The sequence below is a fragment of the Streptomyces sp. NPDC086835 genome, assembly GCF_044745705.1.
Classification (GTDB): Bacteria; Actinomycetota; Actinomycetes; order Streptomycetales; family Streptomycetaceae; genus Streptomyces.
Window position 1 is genome coordinate 1,217,429 of the sequence record NZ_JBIVAU010000002.1, and the last position, 13,314, is coordinate 1,230,742.

Below are 13,314 nucleotides of genomic sequence, written 5' to 3' on the forward strand. Positions count from 1 at the left end.
GAACACCTCATAACGTCCAAATGGGTGAGCCCGCCTTTGTGTGATCCTCTGACCTCTTCTGTGTGCGCGGCCGTGGCCGATACTGGACGGGTTATGGAAATCGTCATCCTTGCCGTAGTCATCGCCCTGGTCGCGATCGGCGCGATCAGCGGCCTCGTGGTCAGCAGCCGCAAGAAGAAGCAGCTGCCGCCGCAGGCGCCGCCGGCCGCGCCGACCATCACTGCTCCGCCCGCCGAACCGCACGTCGGTGACGAGGCGGAGACGCCGCGGGAGGAACCCCGCCGCACCATCGAGGAGGTCGACCTTCCGACGGCCGATGAGGCCGTCGAAACCCCCGTCGCCGTCGAGGACCCGGTCGTCGCGGAGGCGCCCGCGCCCGCCGTCGAGATCCCGGAACCGACCGCCGGCCGGCTCGTCCGGCTCCGCGCCCGTCTCGCCCGTTCACAGAACTCGCTCGGCAAGGGGCTCCTCACGCTCCTCTCGCGTGAGCACCTCGATGAGGACACCTGGGAGGAGGTCGAGGACACGCTCCTCACCGCCGACGTCGGCGTCGCCCCCACCCAGGAGCTCGTCGAGCGGCTGCGTGAGCGAGTGAGGGTGCTCGGCACCCGTACGCCCGAGCAGCTGCGCACCCTGCTGCGCGAGGAGCTGCTGCACCTCGTGGGCACCGACTTCGACCGCGCGGTCAAGACCGAGAGCGGTCTCGACACGCCCGCAGTCGTCATGGTCGTGGGGGTGAACGGCACCGGTAAGACCACCACCACCGGCAAGCTCGCCCGCGTTCTCGTCGCGGACGGCCGTTCGGTCGTGCTGGGCGCCGCGGACACCTTCCGTGCCGCCGCCGCCGATCAGCTGCAGACCTGGGGCGAGCGCGTCGGCGCCCGCACCGTGCGGGGCCCGGAGGCCGGTGACCCGGCCTCGGTCGCCTTCGACTCGGTCAAGGAGGGCATCGCCGAGGGCGCGGACGTCGTACTCATCGACACCGCCGGCCGGCTGCACACCAAGACGGGCCTGATGGACGAGCTCGGCAAGGTGAAGCGGGTCGTGGAGAAGCACGGCCCGCTGGACGAGGTCCTGCTCGTCCTCGACGCCACCACCGGCCAGAACGGTCTGGTGCAGGCGCGGGTCTTCGCCGAGGTCGTGGACATCACCGGCATCGTGCTGACCAAGCTGGACGGCACCGCCAAGGGCGGCATCGTCGTCGCCGTCCAGCGCGAGCTGGGCGTGCCCGTCAAGCTCGTGGGTCTGGGCGAGGGCCCGGACGACCTCGCCCCCTTCGAGCCCGAGGCGTTCGTCGACGCCCTGATCGGCGACTGAGCGCACCTTCCGCGCGAATGAGAGCGCCCGGCCGTCACGGGACGGCCGGGCGCTCTCGTGCTCGGTGTCAGGGCCGGCTGCGGTGGCAGATGTACGCCAGGGTGCCGAGCAGCAGCCGGGCCTCCGGCGGGGTCGCCGCCGTGTCCAGGGACGGGGGCCGCAGCCACCGGACGGGGCCCAGTCCGCCGTGGTCGGACGGCGGCGCGGTGATGTGGTCGCCGGGGCCGAGGCAGCGCAGGTCCAGATCGGCGTCGTCCCAGCCCATCCGGTACAGCAGCCGGGGCAGCTCGGCCGCCGCGCCGGGAGCCACGAAGAACTGGCAGCGGCCGTCCGGTGTGACCGTGACCGGGCCGAGCGGCAGGCCCATGCGCTCCATGCGCACCAGGGCCCGGCGGCCCGCCGGTGCGGCGACGTCCAGGATGTCGAAGCTCCGGCCGACCGGCAGCAGCAGCGATGCCCCGGGCACATCCGCCCAGGCCTTGCCGGCCTCGTCGAGCGTGGCGCCGGCCGGGACCTCGAGCGCGAAGCCGAGGGGATGCGCTCCCGGCGCCTCGCACTGTGCCCTGCCGCAGGAGCACTTGCCCGCCGCGGCCCGTGCGCCGGGAACCACCGCCCAGCCCCACAGTCCGGTGTACTCGGCCACCGCTGTGGCCTCTGTCGCGCGCCCGCGGCGCCGGGAGCCGACCCGGATCTGACTGATCCCTCGGGTGCCGCCGATCGTGAAGCCCATGCCCCCTCCAACGGGTCCTGCTCGCCGGTGGTTACGACTCGAAGTCCCTCAGTGACTCTCCGTCGCCCCCGGTCGGGGTGTCGGCGGGGTGCGGAGGCGTGTGGGGGAGTGCGGAGCGCGGCGCGCGCCTGCACGCGCAACGCTCCATCGGGTGCTGATTGTCGCCTGTCAAGTGAATCGCGCCTGGCGGCAAGTGGGTTCACTCGGAGGGGTGGCGAATGGTGGCGATTCTGCAATCCCACTCGCTGGGGGCGTGATCGTAGGATTACCGTCGGTGCATCGACCTGCAATTGCAGTCCGCTTCCGGGTATGCCGGAGGCAACCCGTCTCTCTGTTCGACGGGTGCAAGCCGGTCACAGGAGGCCGCAACAGGCGGCATTCTGGTACGGGTTCGGGCGATGAGGCTTCGGCGGATGGGAGCTTTCCAGTGAGCGGCAGCGGCGCAGACGGTACGAACACCGGCAAGCGCCCCAACGAACAGCTGAACTCCTGGTTCATGCGCAGCGGCTGGTCGAAGGGCGAGCTGGCTCGCCAAGTGAACCGCAGGGCACGGCAGATGGGCGCACACCACATCAGCACCGACACCTCCCGGGTGCGCCGCTGGCTGGACGGCGAACAGCCGCGCGAGCCGATCCCCCGGATCCTGTCCGAGCTCTTCTCCGAGCGCTTCGGCAGCGTCGTCGCCGTCGAGGACCTCGGCCTGCGCTCCGCCCACCAGGCGCCCTCCGTGTCCGGCGTCGACCTGCCCTGGGCCGGTGACCAGACCGTCGCCCTGCTCAGCGAGTTCTCCAGAAGCGACCTGATGCTCGCGCGCCGCGGCTTCCTCGGCACCTCGCTCTCGCTCGCCGCGGGGTCCGCCCTCGTCGAGCCCATGCAGCGCTGGCTCGTCCCCACGCCGGTCGCGGAGGCCGCGGAGGAGGCGCCCGCCACGACCCGCAGGGGCGGCCGGCTGTCGGGGCCGGAGCTCGACCTGCTCGAGGCCACCACCGCGATGTTCCGCCAGTGGGACGCCCAGTGCGGCGGCGGCCTGCGCAGGAAGGCCGTCGTCGGCCAGCTGCACGAGGTCACCGACCTGCTCCAGGAGCCACAGCCCCCCGCCACCCTGCGGCGCCTGTTCAAGTGCGCCGCCGAGCTGGCCGAGCTCGCCGGCTGGATGAGCTACGACGTGGGCCTTCAGCCCACCGCGCAGAAGTACTTCGTCCTCGCGCTGCACGCCTCCAAGGAAGCCGGTGACAAGCCGCTCGGCTCGTACGTCCTGTCCTCCATGAGCCGGCAGATGATCCACCTCGGCCGGCCCGACGACGCCCTCGAACTCATCCACCTCGCCCAGTACGGCAGTCGCGACTGCGCCACCGCGCGCACCCAGGCGATGCTGTATGCGATGGAGGCCCGCGCCTACGCCAACATGGGCCAGCCCAGCAAGTGCCGGCGGGCCGTGCGGATGGCCGAGGACACCTTCGCCGACATCGGCTTCGACACCGAACCCGAGCCCGACTGGATCCGCTTCTTCTCCGAGGCCGAGCTCAACGGCGAGAACGCCCACTCCTACCGTGACCTCGCCTATGTGGCGGGCCGCAGCCCCACCTACGCGTCGCTCGCCGAGCCGGTCATGGAGCGTGCCGTGGAGCTCTTCCGGCAGGACGACGAGCACCAGCGGTCGTACGCACTCAACCTGGTCGGGATGGCCACGGTCCACCTCCTCAAGAGGGAGCCCGAACAAGCCACCGCCCTGGCCGGCGAGGCGCTCACGGTCGCCAAGCGGGTCCGCTCCGAGCGGGTCAACACCCGGCTGCGCAAGACCGTCGACACGGCGGCCAGGGACTTCGGCGACGTCGCCGAAGTCGTCCAGTTCACCGACCTGCTCACCGCCCAGCTGCCCGAGACCGCCGAAGCGGTCTGACCGGCGGCACCTCGGACCCCGGCCGCGACACCCACCCCGAACTGCCCGACTCGGCTCCCCCCGTGCCAAGTCATCCGGGTGAGTGTCGCGGCCGGTTTCCGATGTGGGCAGAGGATACTCTCGGTGACCGCGGGCGATCACCCTGTTCATGACGGCGTAACACGCCGGACCTCTTCGTCACGGCCGCGAAACATCGAGCGGCATCTGCGGAAACGGCGCTGCGCCAACCTCATGGCGCAAAGGGGCTGTCCGGCCCGCCCCTCCACCGCACTGGCTCCGCCCGCACGCGGCCGCACGACGACGAGGAGACGCCGATGCCCCCAGGCATCTCGACCCTTGCCGCAGACGCCCCTGAGCTGTCTGCCGCCAACACAGGGTTCATGCTCATCTGTTCCGCCCTGGTGATGCTCATGACCCCGGGACTGGCCTTCTTCTACGGAGGCATGGTCCGGGTCAAGAGCACCCTGAACATGCTGATGATGAGCTTCATCAGCCTCGGGATCGTCACCATCCTCTGGGTGCTGTACGGCTTCAGCCTTGCCTTCGGCACCGACTCCGGCTCGATCATCGGCTGGAGCTCCGACTACGTCGGTCTCAGCGGCATCGGCATCACCGAGCTGTGGGACGGCTACACCATCCCGGTGTACGTCTTCGCCGTCTTCCAGCTGATGTTCGCGATCATCACACCCGCCCTGATCAGCGGCGCCCTCGCGGACCGGGTCAAGTTCACCGCCTGGGCCCTGTTCATCACCCTGTGGGCCACGGTCGTCTACTTCCCGGTCGCGCACTGGGTCTGGGGCGCGGGCGGCTGGCTCTTCGAGATGGGCGTCATCGACTTCGCCGGTGGCACGGCCGTCCACATCAACGCCGGTGCCGCGGCTCTCGGCGTGATCCTCGTCATCGGCAAGCGCGTCGGCTTCAAGAAGGACCCGATGCGCCCCCACAGCCTCCCGCTGGTCATGCTCGGCGCCGGTCTCCTGTGGTTCGGCTGGTTCGGCTTCAACGCCGGCTCGTGGCTCGGCAACGACGACGGCGTCGGCGCGGTGATGTTCGTCAACACCCAGGTCGCCACCGCCGCCGCCATGCTCGCCTGGCTCGCGTACGAGAAGATCCGTCACGGCGCCTTCACCACTCTCGGCGCCGCGTCCGGCGCCGTCGCCGGCCTCGTCGCGATCACCCCGTCCGGCGGCGCCGTCTCCCCGCTCGGCGCGATCGCCGTCGGTGCCATCGCCGGTCTGCTGTGCGCCATGGCCGTCGGTCTGAAGTTCAAGTTCGGCTACGACGACTCCCTGGACGTCGTCGGCGTCCACCTCGTCGGCGGTATCGTCGGATCCCTGCTGGTCGGCCTCTTCGCCACCGGCGGCGTCCAGTCCGAGGTCAAGGGCCTCTTCTACGGCGGCGGCCTCGAGCAGCTCGGCAAGCAGGCCATCGGTGTCTTCGCGGTGCTCGCCTACTCCCTGGTCGTCTCCGCGATCCTCGCCTTCGTCCTCGACAAGACGATCGGCATGCGGGTGGACGAGGACATCGAGGTCTCCGGCATCGACCAGGTCGAGCACGCCGAGACCGCGTACGACTTCAGCGGCGCCGGCGGCGGAACGGGCTCCCGCAAGGCCGTACCCCCCGCCGTGGACGCTGTGGCAGGCGCTGGACAGAACAAGAAGGTGGACGCATGAAGCTCATCACCGCAGTCGTGAAGCCGCACCGGCTGGACGAGATCAAGGAGGCCCTGCAGGCCTTCGGTGTCCAGGGCCTCACGGTCACGGAGGCCAGCGGCTACGGCCGGCAGCGGGGCCACACCGAGGTCTACCGCGGCGCGGAGTACACCGTCGACCTCGTCCCCAAGATCCGCATCGAGGTGCTGGTCGAGGACGACGACGCCGAACAGCTCGTCGACGTGATCGTCAAGGCCGCCCGCACCGGAAAGATCGGCGACGGCAAGGTGTGGAGCGTCCCGGTCGACACGGCGGTCCGGGTCCGGACCGGCGAGCGCGGCCCCGACGCCCTGTAAGAGCGAACACGGACAAGGGAGCTGCTGGGTGAGCCTGGACGTGACCGAAGAAACGGAAGACGGACCCAGCGGCTATGCGGCGGCCCGGCTGCTCCTTCTCACCGAGAAGGAGCGGTCCGGGCCGCCGCGCCGTGCGGCCCTGGCGAAGCTGACCGACGAATGGCTGTCCGCCCTCTTCGCCGCCGCGGCGCTGGAACAGGGCGTCCGGGGCGCGGCGCTCGTCGCCGTCGGCGGCTACGGCCGCGGCGAACTCTCCCCGCGCAGCGACCTCGACCTCCTGCTGCTCCACGACGGCAGCGCGTCCCCCGCGGCCGTCGCCGCGATCGCCGACCGGATCTGGTACCCGGTCTGGGACCTCGGCCTCGCCCTCGACCACTCCGTCCGTACGCCCGCGGAGGCCCGGAAGACCGCGGGTGAGGACCTCAAGGTGCAGCTCGGGCTGCTCGATGCCCGGCCCGTCGCCGGTGACCTCGGGCTGGTCGCGTCCCTGCGTACCGCCGTGCTCGCCGACTGGCGCAACCAGGCCCCTCGGCGGCTGCCCGAACTCGATGAACTCTGCCGTGAGCGTGCCGCCAGGCAGGGCGAGCTCCAGTACCTCCTCGAGCCCGATCTGAAGGAGGCCAGAGGCGGACTGAGGGACGTCACCGCGCTCCGCGCGGTAGCCGCCTCATGGCTCGCCGACGCCCCCCGCGAAGGGCTCGCGGAAGCCCGCCGCGTCCTCCTCGATGTCCGCGACGCGCTCCACCTCACCACCGGACGCGCCACCGACCGGCTCGCCCTCCAGGAACAGGACCAGGTCGCGGCCGAGCTCGGCCTCCTCGACGCCGACGCCCTGCTGCGCCAGGTGTACGAGGCCGCGCGGACGGTCTCGTACGCCACCGACGTCACCTGGCGGGAGGTCAGCCGGGTCCTGCGCTCCCGCGCCGTGCGGCCGAGGCTCCGGGCCATGCTGGGTGGGCGGCCCCCGCAGCCCGAGCGCACCCCGCTCGCCGAGGGCGTCGTCGAACTCGACGGCGAAGTGGTCCTCGCCCGTACCGCACGCCCCGAGCGCGACCCGGTCCTCCCGCTCCGCGCCGCCGCCGCCGCGGCCCAGTCCGGCCTGCCGATCTCCCGGCACGCCGTCCGGCGCCTCGGCCAGGCCATGACCGCCGGTCCGCTGCCCGTGCCCTGGCCCGCGGAGGCCCGCGAGGAGCTGGTCACACTGCTCGGCGCGGGGGAGCCGACCGTCCCCGTCTGGGAGGCCCTCGAGGCCGAGGGGCTGATCACCCGGCTCGTCCCCGACTGGGAACGGGTCCGGTGCCGGCCCCAGCGCAACGCCGTGCACACCTGGACCGTCGACCGGCATCTCGTCGAGACGGCGGTCAAGGCGTCGGAGCTGACCCGGCACGTCGGCCGCCCGGACCTGCTGCTCGTCGCCGCGCTGCTGCACGACATCGGCAAGGGCTGGCCGGGCGACCACTCGGTCGCCGGCGAGACCATCGCCCGCGACGTGGCCACCCGGATCGGCTTCGACCGGGCGGACGTGGGCGTCATCGCCACCCTCGTCCGCCACCACCTGCTGCTCATCGAGACGGCGACCAGGCGCGACCTGGACGACCCCGCGACGGTCGCCTCCGTGGCCTCCGTCGTCGGCTCGGCCGGAACCCTGGAGCTGCTGCACGCCCTCACTGAGGCGGACGCCCTGGCCACCGGCCCGGCGGCCTGGTCCTCCTGGCGCGGTTCCCTCGTGGCCGACCTGGTCAGGCGGGTGGCGGCGGTCCTCGCCGGCGACGCCCCGGCCGAGCCGGACGACCAGGCGGCCCCCAGCGCCGAGCAGGAACGCCTGGCGATCGAGGCCCTGCGCACCGGCGAACCCGTCCTCGCCCTGCACGCCCAGCCGGAGGCCCCGGCCGAGGACGGCGGGCCGGAACCCGTCGGCGTCGAACTGCTCATCGCGCTGCCCGACCAGCCGGGCGTGCTGCCCGCGGTCGCCGGGGTCCTCGCGCTGCACCGCCTCACCGTCCGTGCCGCTGACCTCAGGGCCATCGACCTGCCCAGCGAAGTGGGGGACGGGGCCGTCCTGGTCCTGAACTGGCGGGTCGCCGCCGAGTACGGCTCCCTGCCGCAGGCGTCCCGGCTCCGCGCCGACCTCGTGCGCGCCCTGGACGGCTCACTGGACATCCGTGGCCGCCTCGCGGAGCGGGAGGCCGCCTATCCCCGGCGGCGGGGCGTCAAGGCGCCTCCGCCACGGGTGACGGTGGCCGCGGCCGGATCGCGCCTCGCCACGGTCATCGAGGTCCGCGCCCACGACGCCCCGGGCCTGCTGCACAGGATCGGGCGGGCCCTGGAGGGGGCGGCGGTCAGGGTCCGCAGCGCCCACGTCTCGACGCTCGGTGCGAACGCCGTGGACACGCTGTACGTGACGGACGAGGCGGGCTCTCCGCTCGGCGACGCGGAGGCGGCGGCGCTGGCGAAGAGCGTGGAGGAGGCGCTGCGGTGAGGGGGTGACGGGCGGCTCGGCCGCTCGTTGACCAGGGCGTGCTCCCCGCCAGGGCAAGGGATGGCCCGGAGGAGCTCATGGGGGTCCTCGGAGCCGAGACCTGCTCCCCGTCGCTGCGGGGATCGCCCTCCGTCCGCCCGTTACGGCGGGCGGGGGCATGAATGTTCCGACGCCCGATACCCTTGGGGCGACCACCAGGCCCCGACCCGAGGAATCGCGACCACCGTGTTCGATACGCTTTCCGACCGCCTCAGCGCGACTTTCAAGAACCTCAGGGGCAAGGGACGCCTGTCCGAGGCTGACATCGACGGCGCGGCCCGGGAAATCCGTATCGCCCTGCTCGAGGCCGACGTGGCGCTCCCGGTCGTCCGGGAGTTCATCAAGCAGGTCAAGGCCCGCTCCCTCGGAGCCGAGGTCTCCAAGGCTCTGAACCCGAGCCAGCAGGTCATCAAGATCGTCAACGAAGAGTTGGTCACGATCCTCGGCGGCGAGACCCGCCGTCTGCGGTTCGCCAAGACGGCGCCGACCGTGATCATGCTCGCCGGTCTCCAGGGTGCCGGTAAGACCACCCTCGCCGGAAAGCTCGGTCTCTGGCTCAAGGCTCAGGGCCACTCGCCGCTGCTCGTCGCCTGTGACCTCCAGCGTCCCAACGCCGTCAACCAGCTCTCGGTCGTCGCGGAGCGCGCCGGTGTCGCCGTCTACGCGCCCGAGCCGGGCAACGGCGTCGGGGACCCGGTGCAGGTCGCGAAGGACTCGATCGAGCACGCGCGGACCCGCCAGTACGACATCGTCATCGTCGACACCGCCGGCCGTCTCGGTATCGACCAGGAGCTGATGCAGCAGGCCGCGGACATCCGCGACGCCGTCAGCCCCGACGAGATCCTCTTCGTCGTCGACGCCATGATCGGTCAGGACGCCGTCAACACGGCGGAGGCATTCCGCGACGGCGTCGGCTTCGACGGCGTGGTCCTGTCGAAGCTGGACGGTGACGCCCGAGGCGGTGCCGCGCTCTCCGTCGCGCACGTCACCGGCAAGCAGATCATGTTCGCCTCCAACGGCGAGAAGCTGGACGACTTCGACGCGTTCCACCCGGACCGCATGGCGTCCCGCATCCTCGGCATGGGCGACATGCTCTCCCTGATCGAGAAGGCCGAGCAGACCTTCAGCCAGGAAGAGGCCGCCAAGATGGCCTCCAAGCTGGCGAGCAGCAAGGGCAAGGAGTTCACGCTCGACGACTTCCTGGCCCAGATGGAGCAGGTCCGCAAGATGGGCTCCATCTCGAAGCTGCTCGGCATGCTGCCCGGCATGGCCCAGATGAAGGACCAGATCAACAACATCGACGAGCGTGACGTGGACCGTACGGCCGCGATCATCAAGTCGATGACTCCGGGTGAGCGCCAGGACCCGACGATCATCAACGGCTCCCGCCGCGCGCGTATCGCCAAGGGCTCCGGTGTCGAGGTCAGTGCGGTCAAGGGCCTGGTGGAGCGGTTCTTCGAGGCGCGCAAGATGATGTCGCGGATGGCTCAGGGCGGCGGCATGCCCGGTATGCCGGGGATGCCCGGCATGGGTGGCGGCCCCGGCCGGCAGAAGAAGCAGCAGAAGCAGGCCAAGGGCAAGCGCAAGAGCGGCAACCCGATGAAGCGCAAGGCCGAGGAGCAGGCAGCCGCGGAGCGGCGCGAGCAGGCGGCGGCGCAGGGCGGCGCCTTCGGGCTGCCGGCCGGCGAGCCGGGCAAGGACTTCGAGCTGCCCGACGAGTTCAAGAAGTTCATGGGCTGATTCACAGCCCCCACCGGAACAGCGGAAGGGCCCGCGACCGACACGGTCGCGGGCCCTTGTCGCACGCGCGTCAGGGCATCAGGGTGTCCGGGCGATCAGATAACGGAACACGTTGGGCATCCAGACCGTCCCGTCCGGCCGCCGGTGGTCGTGGAGTGCCTCCGCGATCTCCTTCCCGACCTGCGCCTGGTCGGTCTCGCGCACAGCCGCGTCGTAGAGACCGGTCGACATCAGGCCCCGCACCGCGCTGTCCACGTCCGCGTAACCGAACGGGCAGGCCACCCGGCCCGAGCCGTCCGGGTTCAGGCCCGCGCGCGCGGCGATGTCCTCCAGGGCGTCGCGGTGGGCGGAACGCCGGCGCTCCCCGGCCACCCTCAGCACCCCGGACGTGGCGCACCGCTCCGGCGGACCCCAGCCGGTGAGCACCACGAGGCTCCTGCGCTCCATGAGACCGACCGCGTCCTTGAGCGCCTGTTCCAGATCCTCCGCGTCACCCGCGCTGCACCCGATCGGCTGAAAAGCGGTGATCAGGTTGTAGGCGGGGCGGGCGGCACCCGCGTCGCCCGGTCCGCCGTCCACCAGCCGGGCCGTCGGACTGCCGTCCATCCGTTCCCGGGCGAGGGCGAGACGGTCGCTGTCGGTGTCGACGCCCGTCACCGTGGCACCGCGGGTCCTGGCGATCAGCAGGGCGAGGCCGGAGCCGCACCCCAGGGCCAGCAGCCGTGTACCGGCGCCGACCTCGAGGCGTTCGTAGACCGCTTCGTAGAGCGGCACGAGCATGCGTTCCTGGATCTCGGCCCAGTCCCGGGCACGTGTGCCGGCTTCCGCAGAGGTCGCCGACGCCTTGTGGGGTCGGTGCTGGACGAGCGTAGGTGTCATCGAAAGCGCCCCAATCCGCCGAGAGGTCGGTAATACCCTGAAGGTCAGCCCCCGTGTGCGTACGATCCGCGCTTCCCCGTATGCCAGAGAACTGCGCGGGCGTCCCCACGTCCAGGGGTTGTGCGGCACTGCTTGCGCCCCGAGGCGTGCACCTCGGGCAACCTGGCCGATTCACGTGTAGGTCCCGTGTCGCCGTACGATGCCCGCCATGGCAAAGGCACCCGTTCTCACGCCCCAGTCGGAAGACTTCCCGCGCTGGTACCAGGACCTGATCAACAAGGCCGAACTGGCGGACAACGGCCCGGTGCGCGGCACCATGGTCATCCGACCGTACGGCTACGGCCTGTGGGAGCGGATGCAGCAGGAGATGGACGCCCGCATCAAGGCCGCGGGCGCTCAGAACGCCTACTTCCCGCTCTTCATCCCCCAGTCTTACCTGACTCGCGAGGCTGAGCACGTCGAGGGCTTCGCGCCCGAACTCGCGGTGGTCACGCACGGCGGGGGCAAGGAGCTCGAGGAGCCGGTCGTGGTGCGCCCCACGTCCGAGACGATCATCAACGACTACTTCTCCAAATGGGTGCAGAGCTACCGGGATCTGCCGCTGCTGATCAACCAGTGGGCCAACGTGGTCCGTTGGGAGATGCGCCCCCGGGTCTTCCTGCGGACGACCGAATTCCTATGGCAGGAGGGGCACACCGCCCACGCCACCTACGAGGACGCCAGGGACTACGCCGCCCACATCCACCGCGACGTCTACGCGGACTTCATGGTCAACGTCCTCGGCATCGACGTGGTGCTCGGCCGCAAGACGCCCAGGGAGCGGTTCGCCGGAGCCATCAACACCCTCACCCTGGAAGGGATGATGGGCGACGGCAAGGCCCTGCAGATGGGCACGAGCCATGAGCTCGGCACCAACTTCGCCAAGGCGTTCAACACCCAGTACCTGTCGAAGGAGGGCTCGCAGGAACTGGTCTGGCAGACCTCCTGGGGCACCTCCACCCGCATGGTGGGCGGGCTGATCATGTCCCACGGCGACGACAACGGCCTGCGCGTCCCGCCGCGGCTCGCGGCCGTCCAGGTCGTCGTCATGGCCATCAAGGGCGACGAGGCCGTCGCCAAGGTGCGCGAGATCGGCCGGCAGCTCTCGGCCGCCGGCCTGCGGGTCCAGGTCGACGACCGGGTGGACACCCCCTTCGGCCGCCGCGCCGTCGACTGGGAGCTCAAGGGCGTGCCGGTGCGGATCGAGATCGGACCGCGGGACCTGGAGGCGGGCACCGCGATGCTGGCCCGTCGCATCCCCGGGGGCAAGGAGCCGGTGGGCCTCGACTCGCTCGCCGCGCTGCTGCCGAAGATCCTCGAGGACGACCAGGCGCTGCTGCTCGAGCAGTCCCGGTCCCGCCGTGAGTCGCGCACGAGCGACGTCAGCACCATCGAGGAGGCCGCGGAAGCGGCGGCCGCCGGCGGATGGGCCCGCATTCCGTGGGCGACGCTGGGGCAGGAGGGCGAGGCCACGCTGGCGGAGCAGGCGGTCTCGGTGCGCTGTCTCGTGGCCGAGGACGGGTCGGTGCCCGACGCGGACGACGCGCCCGGTACTGTCGCGATCGTGGCCCGGGCCTACTGACGGCCCCGCCTGGCAGGGTGCGTCGCTACGTACCACCTTGGTGGGAGCTGTGAAGATCCTCCGCAGATCGACGCACCCGCCCTCGTCAGGACGTATCAACGGCAAGTGACGGCAACTGACTGGTACGTGCAAATTATTTGGGATGGCCCGGAATGGAACCCGCAGGCGGTCCGGCTCGTTATCACGACGTGAGCACGACACCACCTGTTCTCGCCGCAGAGCTGGCACAGGCGTGGGCCGACATTCAGCGGCACCACCCCGAGCTGCCGGATCTTGCCGCGCCCGAATCCCTGATCGGAGAGTCCTCGTCCGCCTGCGGCGCCGAGCTCTCCTTCGAGCGACTGCTTCACGAAGCAGTCCACGGCATCGCCGCCGCGGGGGGGGGGGGGGGCCCCCCCCCCCCCCCGCCCGCCCCCCCCCCCCCCGCGGGGGGCCCGGGGGGGGGGGGGGGGCGCCGCCCCGGGGCGGCGCCGCCCCCCCCCGCGCGGGGGGCCCCCCCCCCCGCCCGGGGGGGGGGGGGGGCGGGGGGGGCGGGGCGGGGGGGGGGGGGGGGGGGGGGGGGGGGGGGCGCCGCGGGGGGGGGGCGGGGGGCGGGGGGGGC

At 71.7% G+C, this 13,314-nt stretch carries 9 protein-coding genes and 1 pseudogene; 8 read left to right on the forward strand and 2 right to left on the reverse strand.

Annotated elements, in window-relative coordinates:
- Nucleotides 1-93 precede the first annotated feature (93 nt).
- Nucleotides 94-1,317, forward strand: a complete 1,224-nt coding sequence (gene ftsY, locus ACIPJI_RS11580) for a signal recognition particle-docking protein FtsY (protein ID WP_402245752.1) — start codon at nt 94-96, stop codon at nt 1,315-1,317.
- A 67-nt stretch (nt 1,318-1,384) separates the two neighbouring features.
- On the opposite strand, the gene ACIPJI_RS11585 is transcribed toward ftsY, so the two are convergent.
- Nucleotides 1,385-2,047 (reverse strand): bifunctional DNA primase/polymerase, encoded by a 663-nt coding sequence (locus ACIPJI_RS11585; protein WP_402245753.1) that lies wholly within the window; start codon nt 2,045-2,047, stop codon nt 1,385-1,387.
- Nucleotides 2,048-2,474: 427 nt separating this feature from the next.
- Between ACIPJI_RS11585 and ACIPJI_RS11590 the strand changes: the two genes are divergently transcribed.
- From ACIPJI_RS11590 to ffh, 5 genes are all read left to right on the forward strand, one after another.
- Nucleotides 2,475-3,947 (forward strand): hypothetical protein, encoded by a 1,473-nt coding sequence (locus ACIPJI_RS11590; protein ID WP_402245755.1) that lies wholly within the window; start codon nt 2,475-2,477, stop codon nt 3,945-3,947.
- A 314-nt stretch (nt 3,948-4,261) separates the two neighbouring features.
- The gene (locus ACIPJI_RS11595; protein WP_402245756.1) at nt 4,262-5,620 is read left to right on the forward strand and encodes an ammonium transporter; all 1,359 of its coding nucleotides are present in this window, start codon (nt 4,262-4,264) and stop codon (nt 5,618-5,620) included.
- Nucleotides 5,617-5,955 carry a P-II family nitrogen regulator gene (locus ACIPJI_RS11600; protein WP_005311372.1) on the forward strand — a complete coding sequence of 113 codons (339 nt, stop codon included), beginning with the start codon at nt 5,617-5,619 and terminating at the stop codon, nt 5,953-5,955. The genes ACIPJI_RS11595 and ACIPJI_RS11600 overlap by 4 nt, the downstream gene beginning before the upstream one ends.
- Before the next feature lie 28 nt (nt 5,956-5,983).
- On the forward strand, nt 5,984-8,434 hold the full coding sequence (locus ACIPJI_RS11605) for a [protein-PII] uridylyltransferase (protein ID WP_402245758.1): 2,451 nt from the start codon (nt 5,984-5,986) through the stop codon (nt 8,432-8,434).
- Nucleotides 8,435-8,659: 225 nt separating this feature from the next.
- Nucleotides 8,660-10,213 (forward strand): signal recognition particle protein, encoded by a 1,554-nt coding sequence (ffh, locus tag ACIPJI_RS11610; RefSeq protein ID WP_307708512.1) that lies wholly within the window; start codon nt 8,660-8,662, stop codon nt 10,211-10,213.
- A gap of 78 nt (nt 10,214-10,291) precedes the next feature.
- Here ffh and ACIPJI_RS11615 read toward each other — a convergent pair whose 3' ends face one another.
- Nucleotides 10,292-11,092: a methyltransferase domain-containing protein gene (locus ACIPJI_RS11615; protein ID WP_356622241.1), complete on the reverse strand. Its 801-nt coding sequence runs from the start codon at nt 11,090-11,092 to the stop codon at nt 10,292-10,294.
- 208 nt (nt 11,093-11,300) lie between these two features.
- Between ACIPJI_RS11615 and proS the strand changes: the two genes are divergently transcribed.
- Both proS and ACIPJI_RS11625 read left to right on the forward strand, forming a co-directional pair.
- On the forward strand, nt 11,301-12,713 hold the full coding sequence (gene proS / locus ACIPJI_RS11620; protein WP_356622240.1) for a proline--tRNA ligase: 1,413 nt from the start codon (nt 11,301-11,303) through the stop codon (nt 12,711-12,713).
- 152 nt (nt 12,714-12,865) lie between these two features.
- A pseudogene (locus ACIPJI_RS11625) lies at nt 12,866-13,096 on the forward strand (hypothetical protein); the annotation flags it as partial.
- Nucleotides 13,097-13,314 lie beyond the last annotated feature (218 nt).

Bases quoted from the DNA above. Each gene is read 5' to 3' on its own strand.
- ACIPJI_RS11600 (WP_005311372.1), top strand. From the start codon at position 5,617: ATGAAGCTCATCACCGCAGTCGTGAAGCCGCACCGGCTGGACGAGATC.
- ACIPJI_RS11595 (WP_402245756.1), top strand. From the start codon at position 4,262: ATGCCCCCAGGCATCTCGACCCTTGCCGCAGACGCCCCTGAGCTGTCT.
- ACIPJI_RS11585 (WP_402245753.1), bottom strand. From the start codon at position 2,047: ATGGGCTTCACGATCGGCGGCACCCGAGGGATCAGTCAGATCCGGGTC.
- ACIPJI_RS11615 (WP_356622241.1), bottom strand. From the start codon at position 11,092: ATGACACCTACGCTCGTCCAGCACCGACCCCACAAGGCGTCGGCGACC.
- ftsY (WP_402245752.1), top strand. From the start codon at position 94: ATGGAAATCGTCATCCTTGCCGTAGTCATCGCCCTGGTCGCGATCGGC.
- proS (WP_356622240.1), top strand. From the start codon at position 11,301: ATGGCAAAGGCACCCGTTCTCACGCCCCAGTCGGAAGACTTCCCGCGC.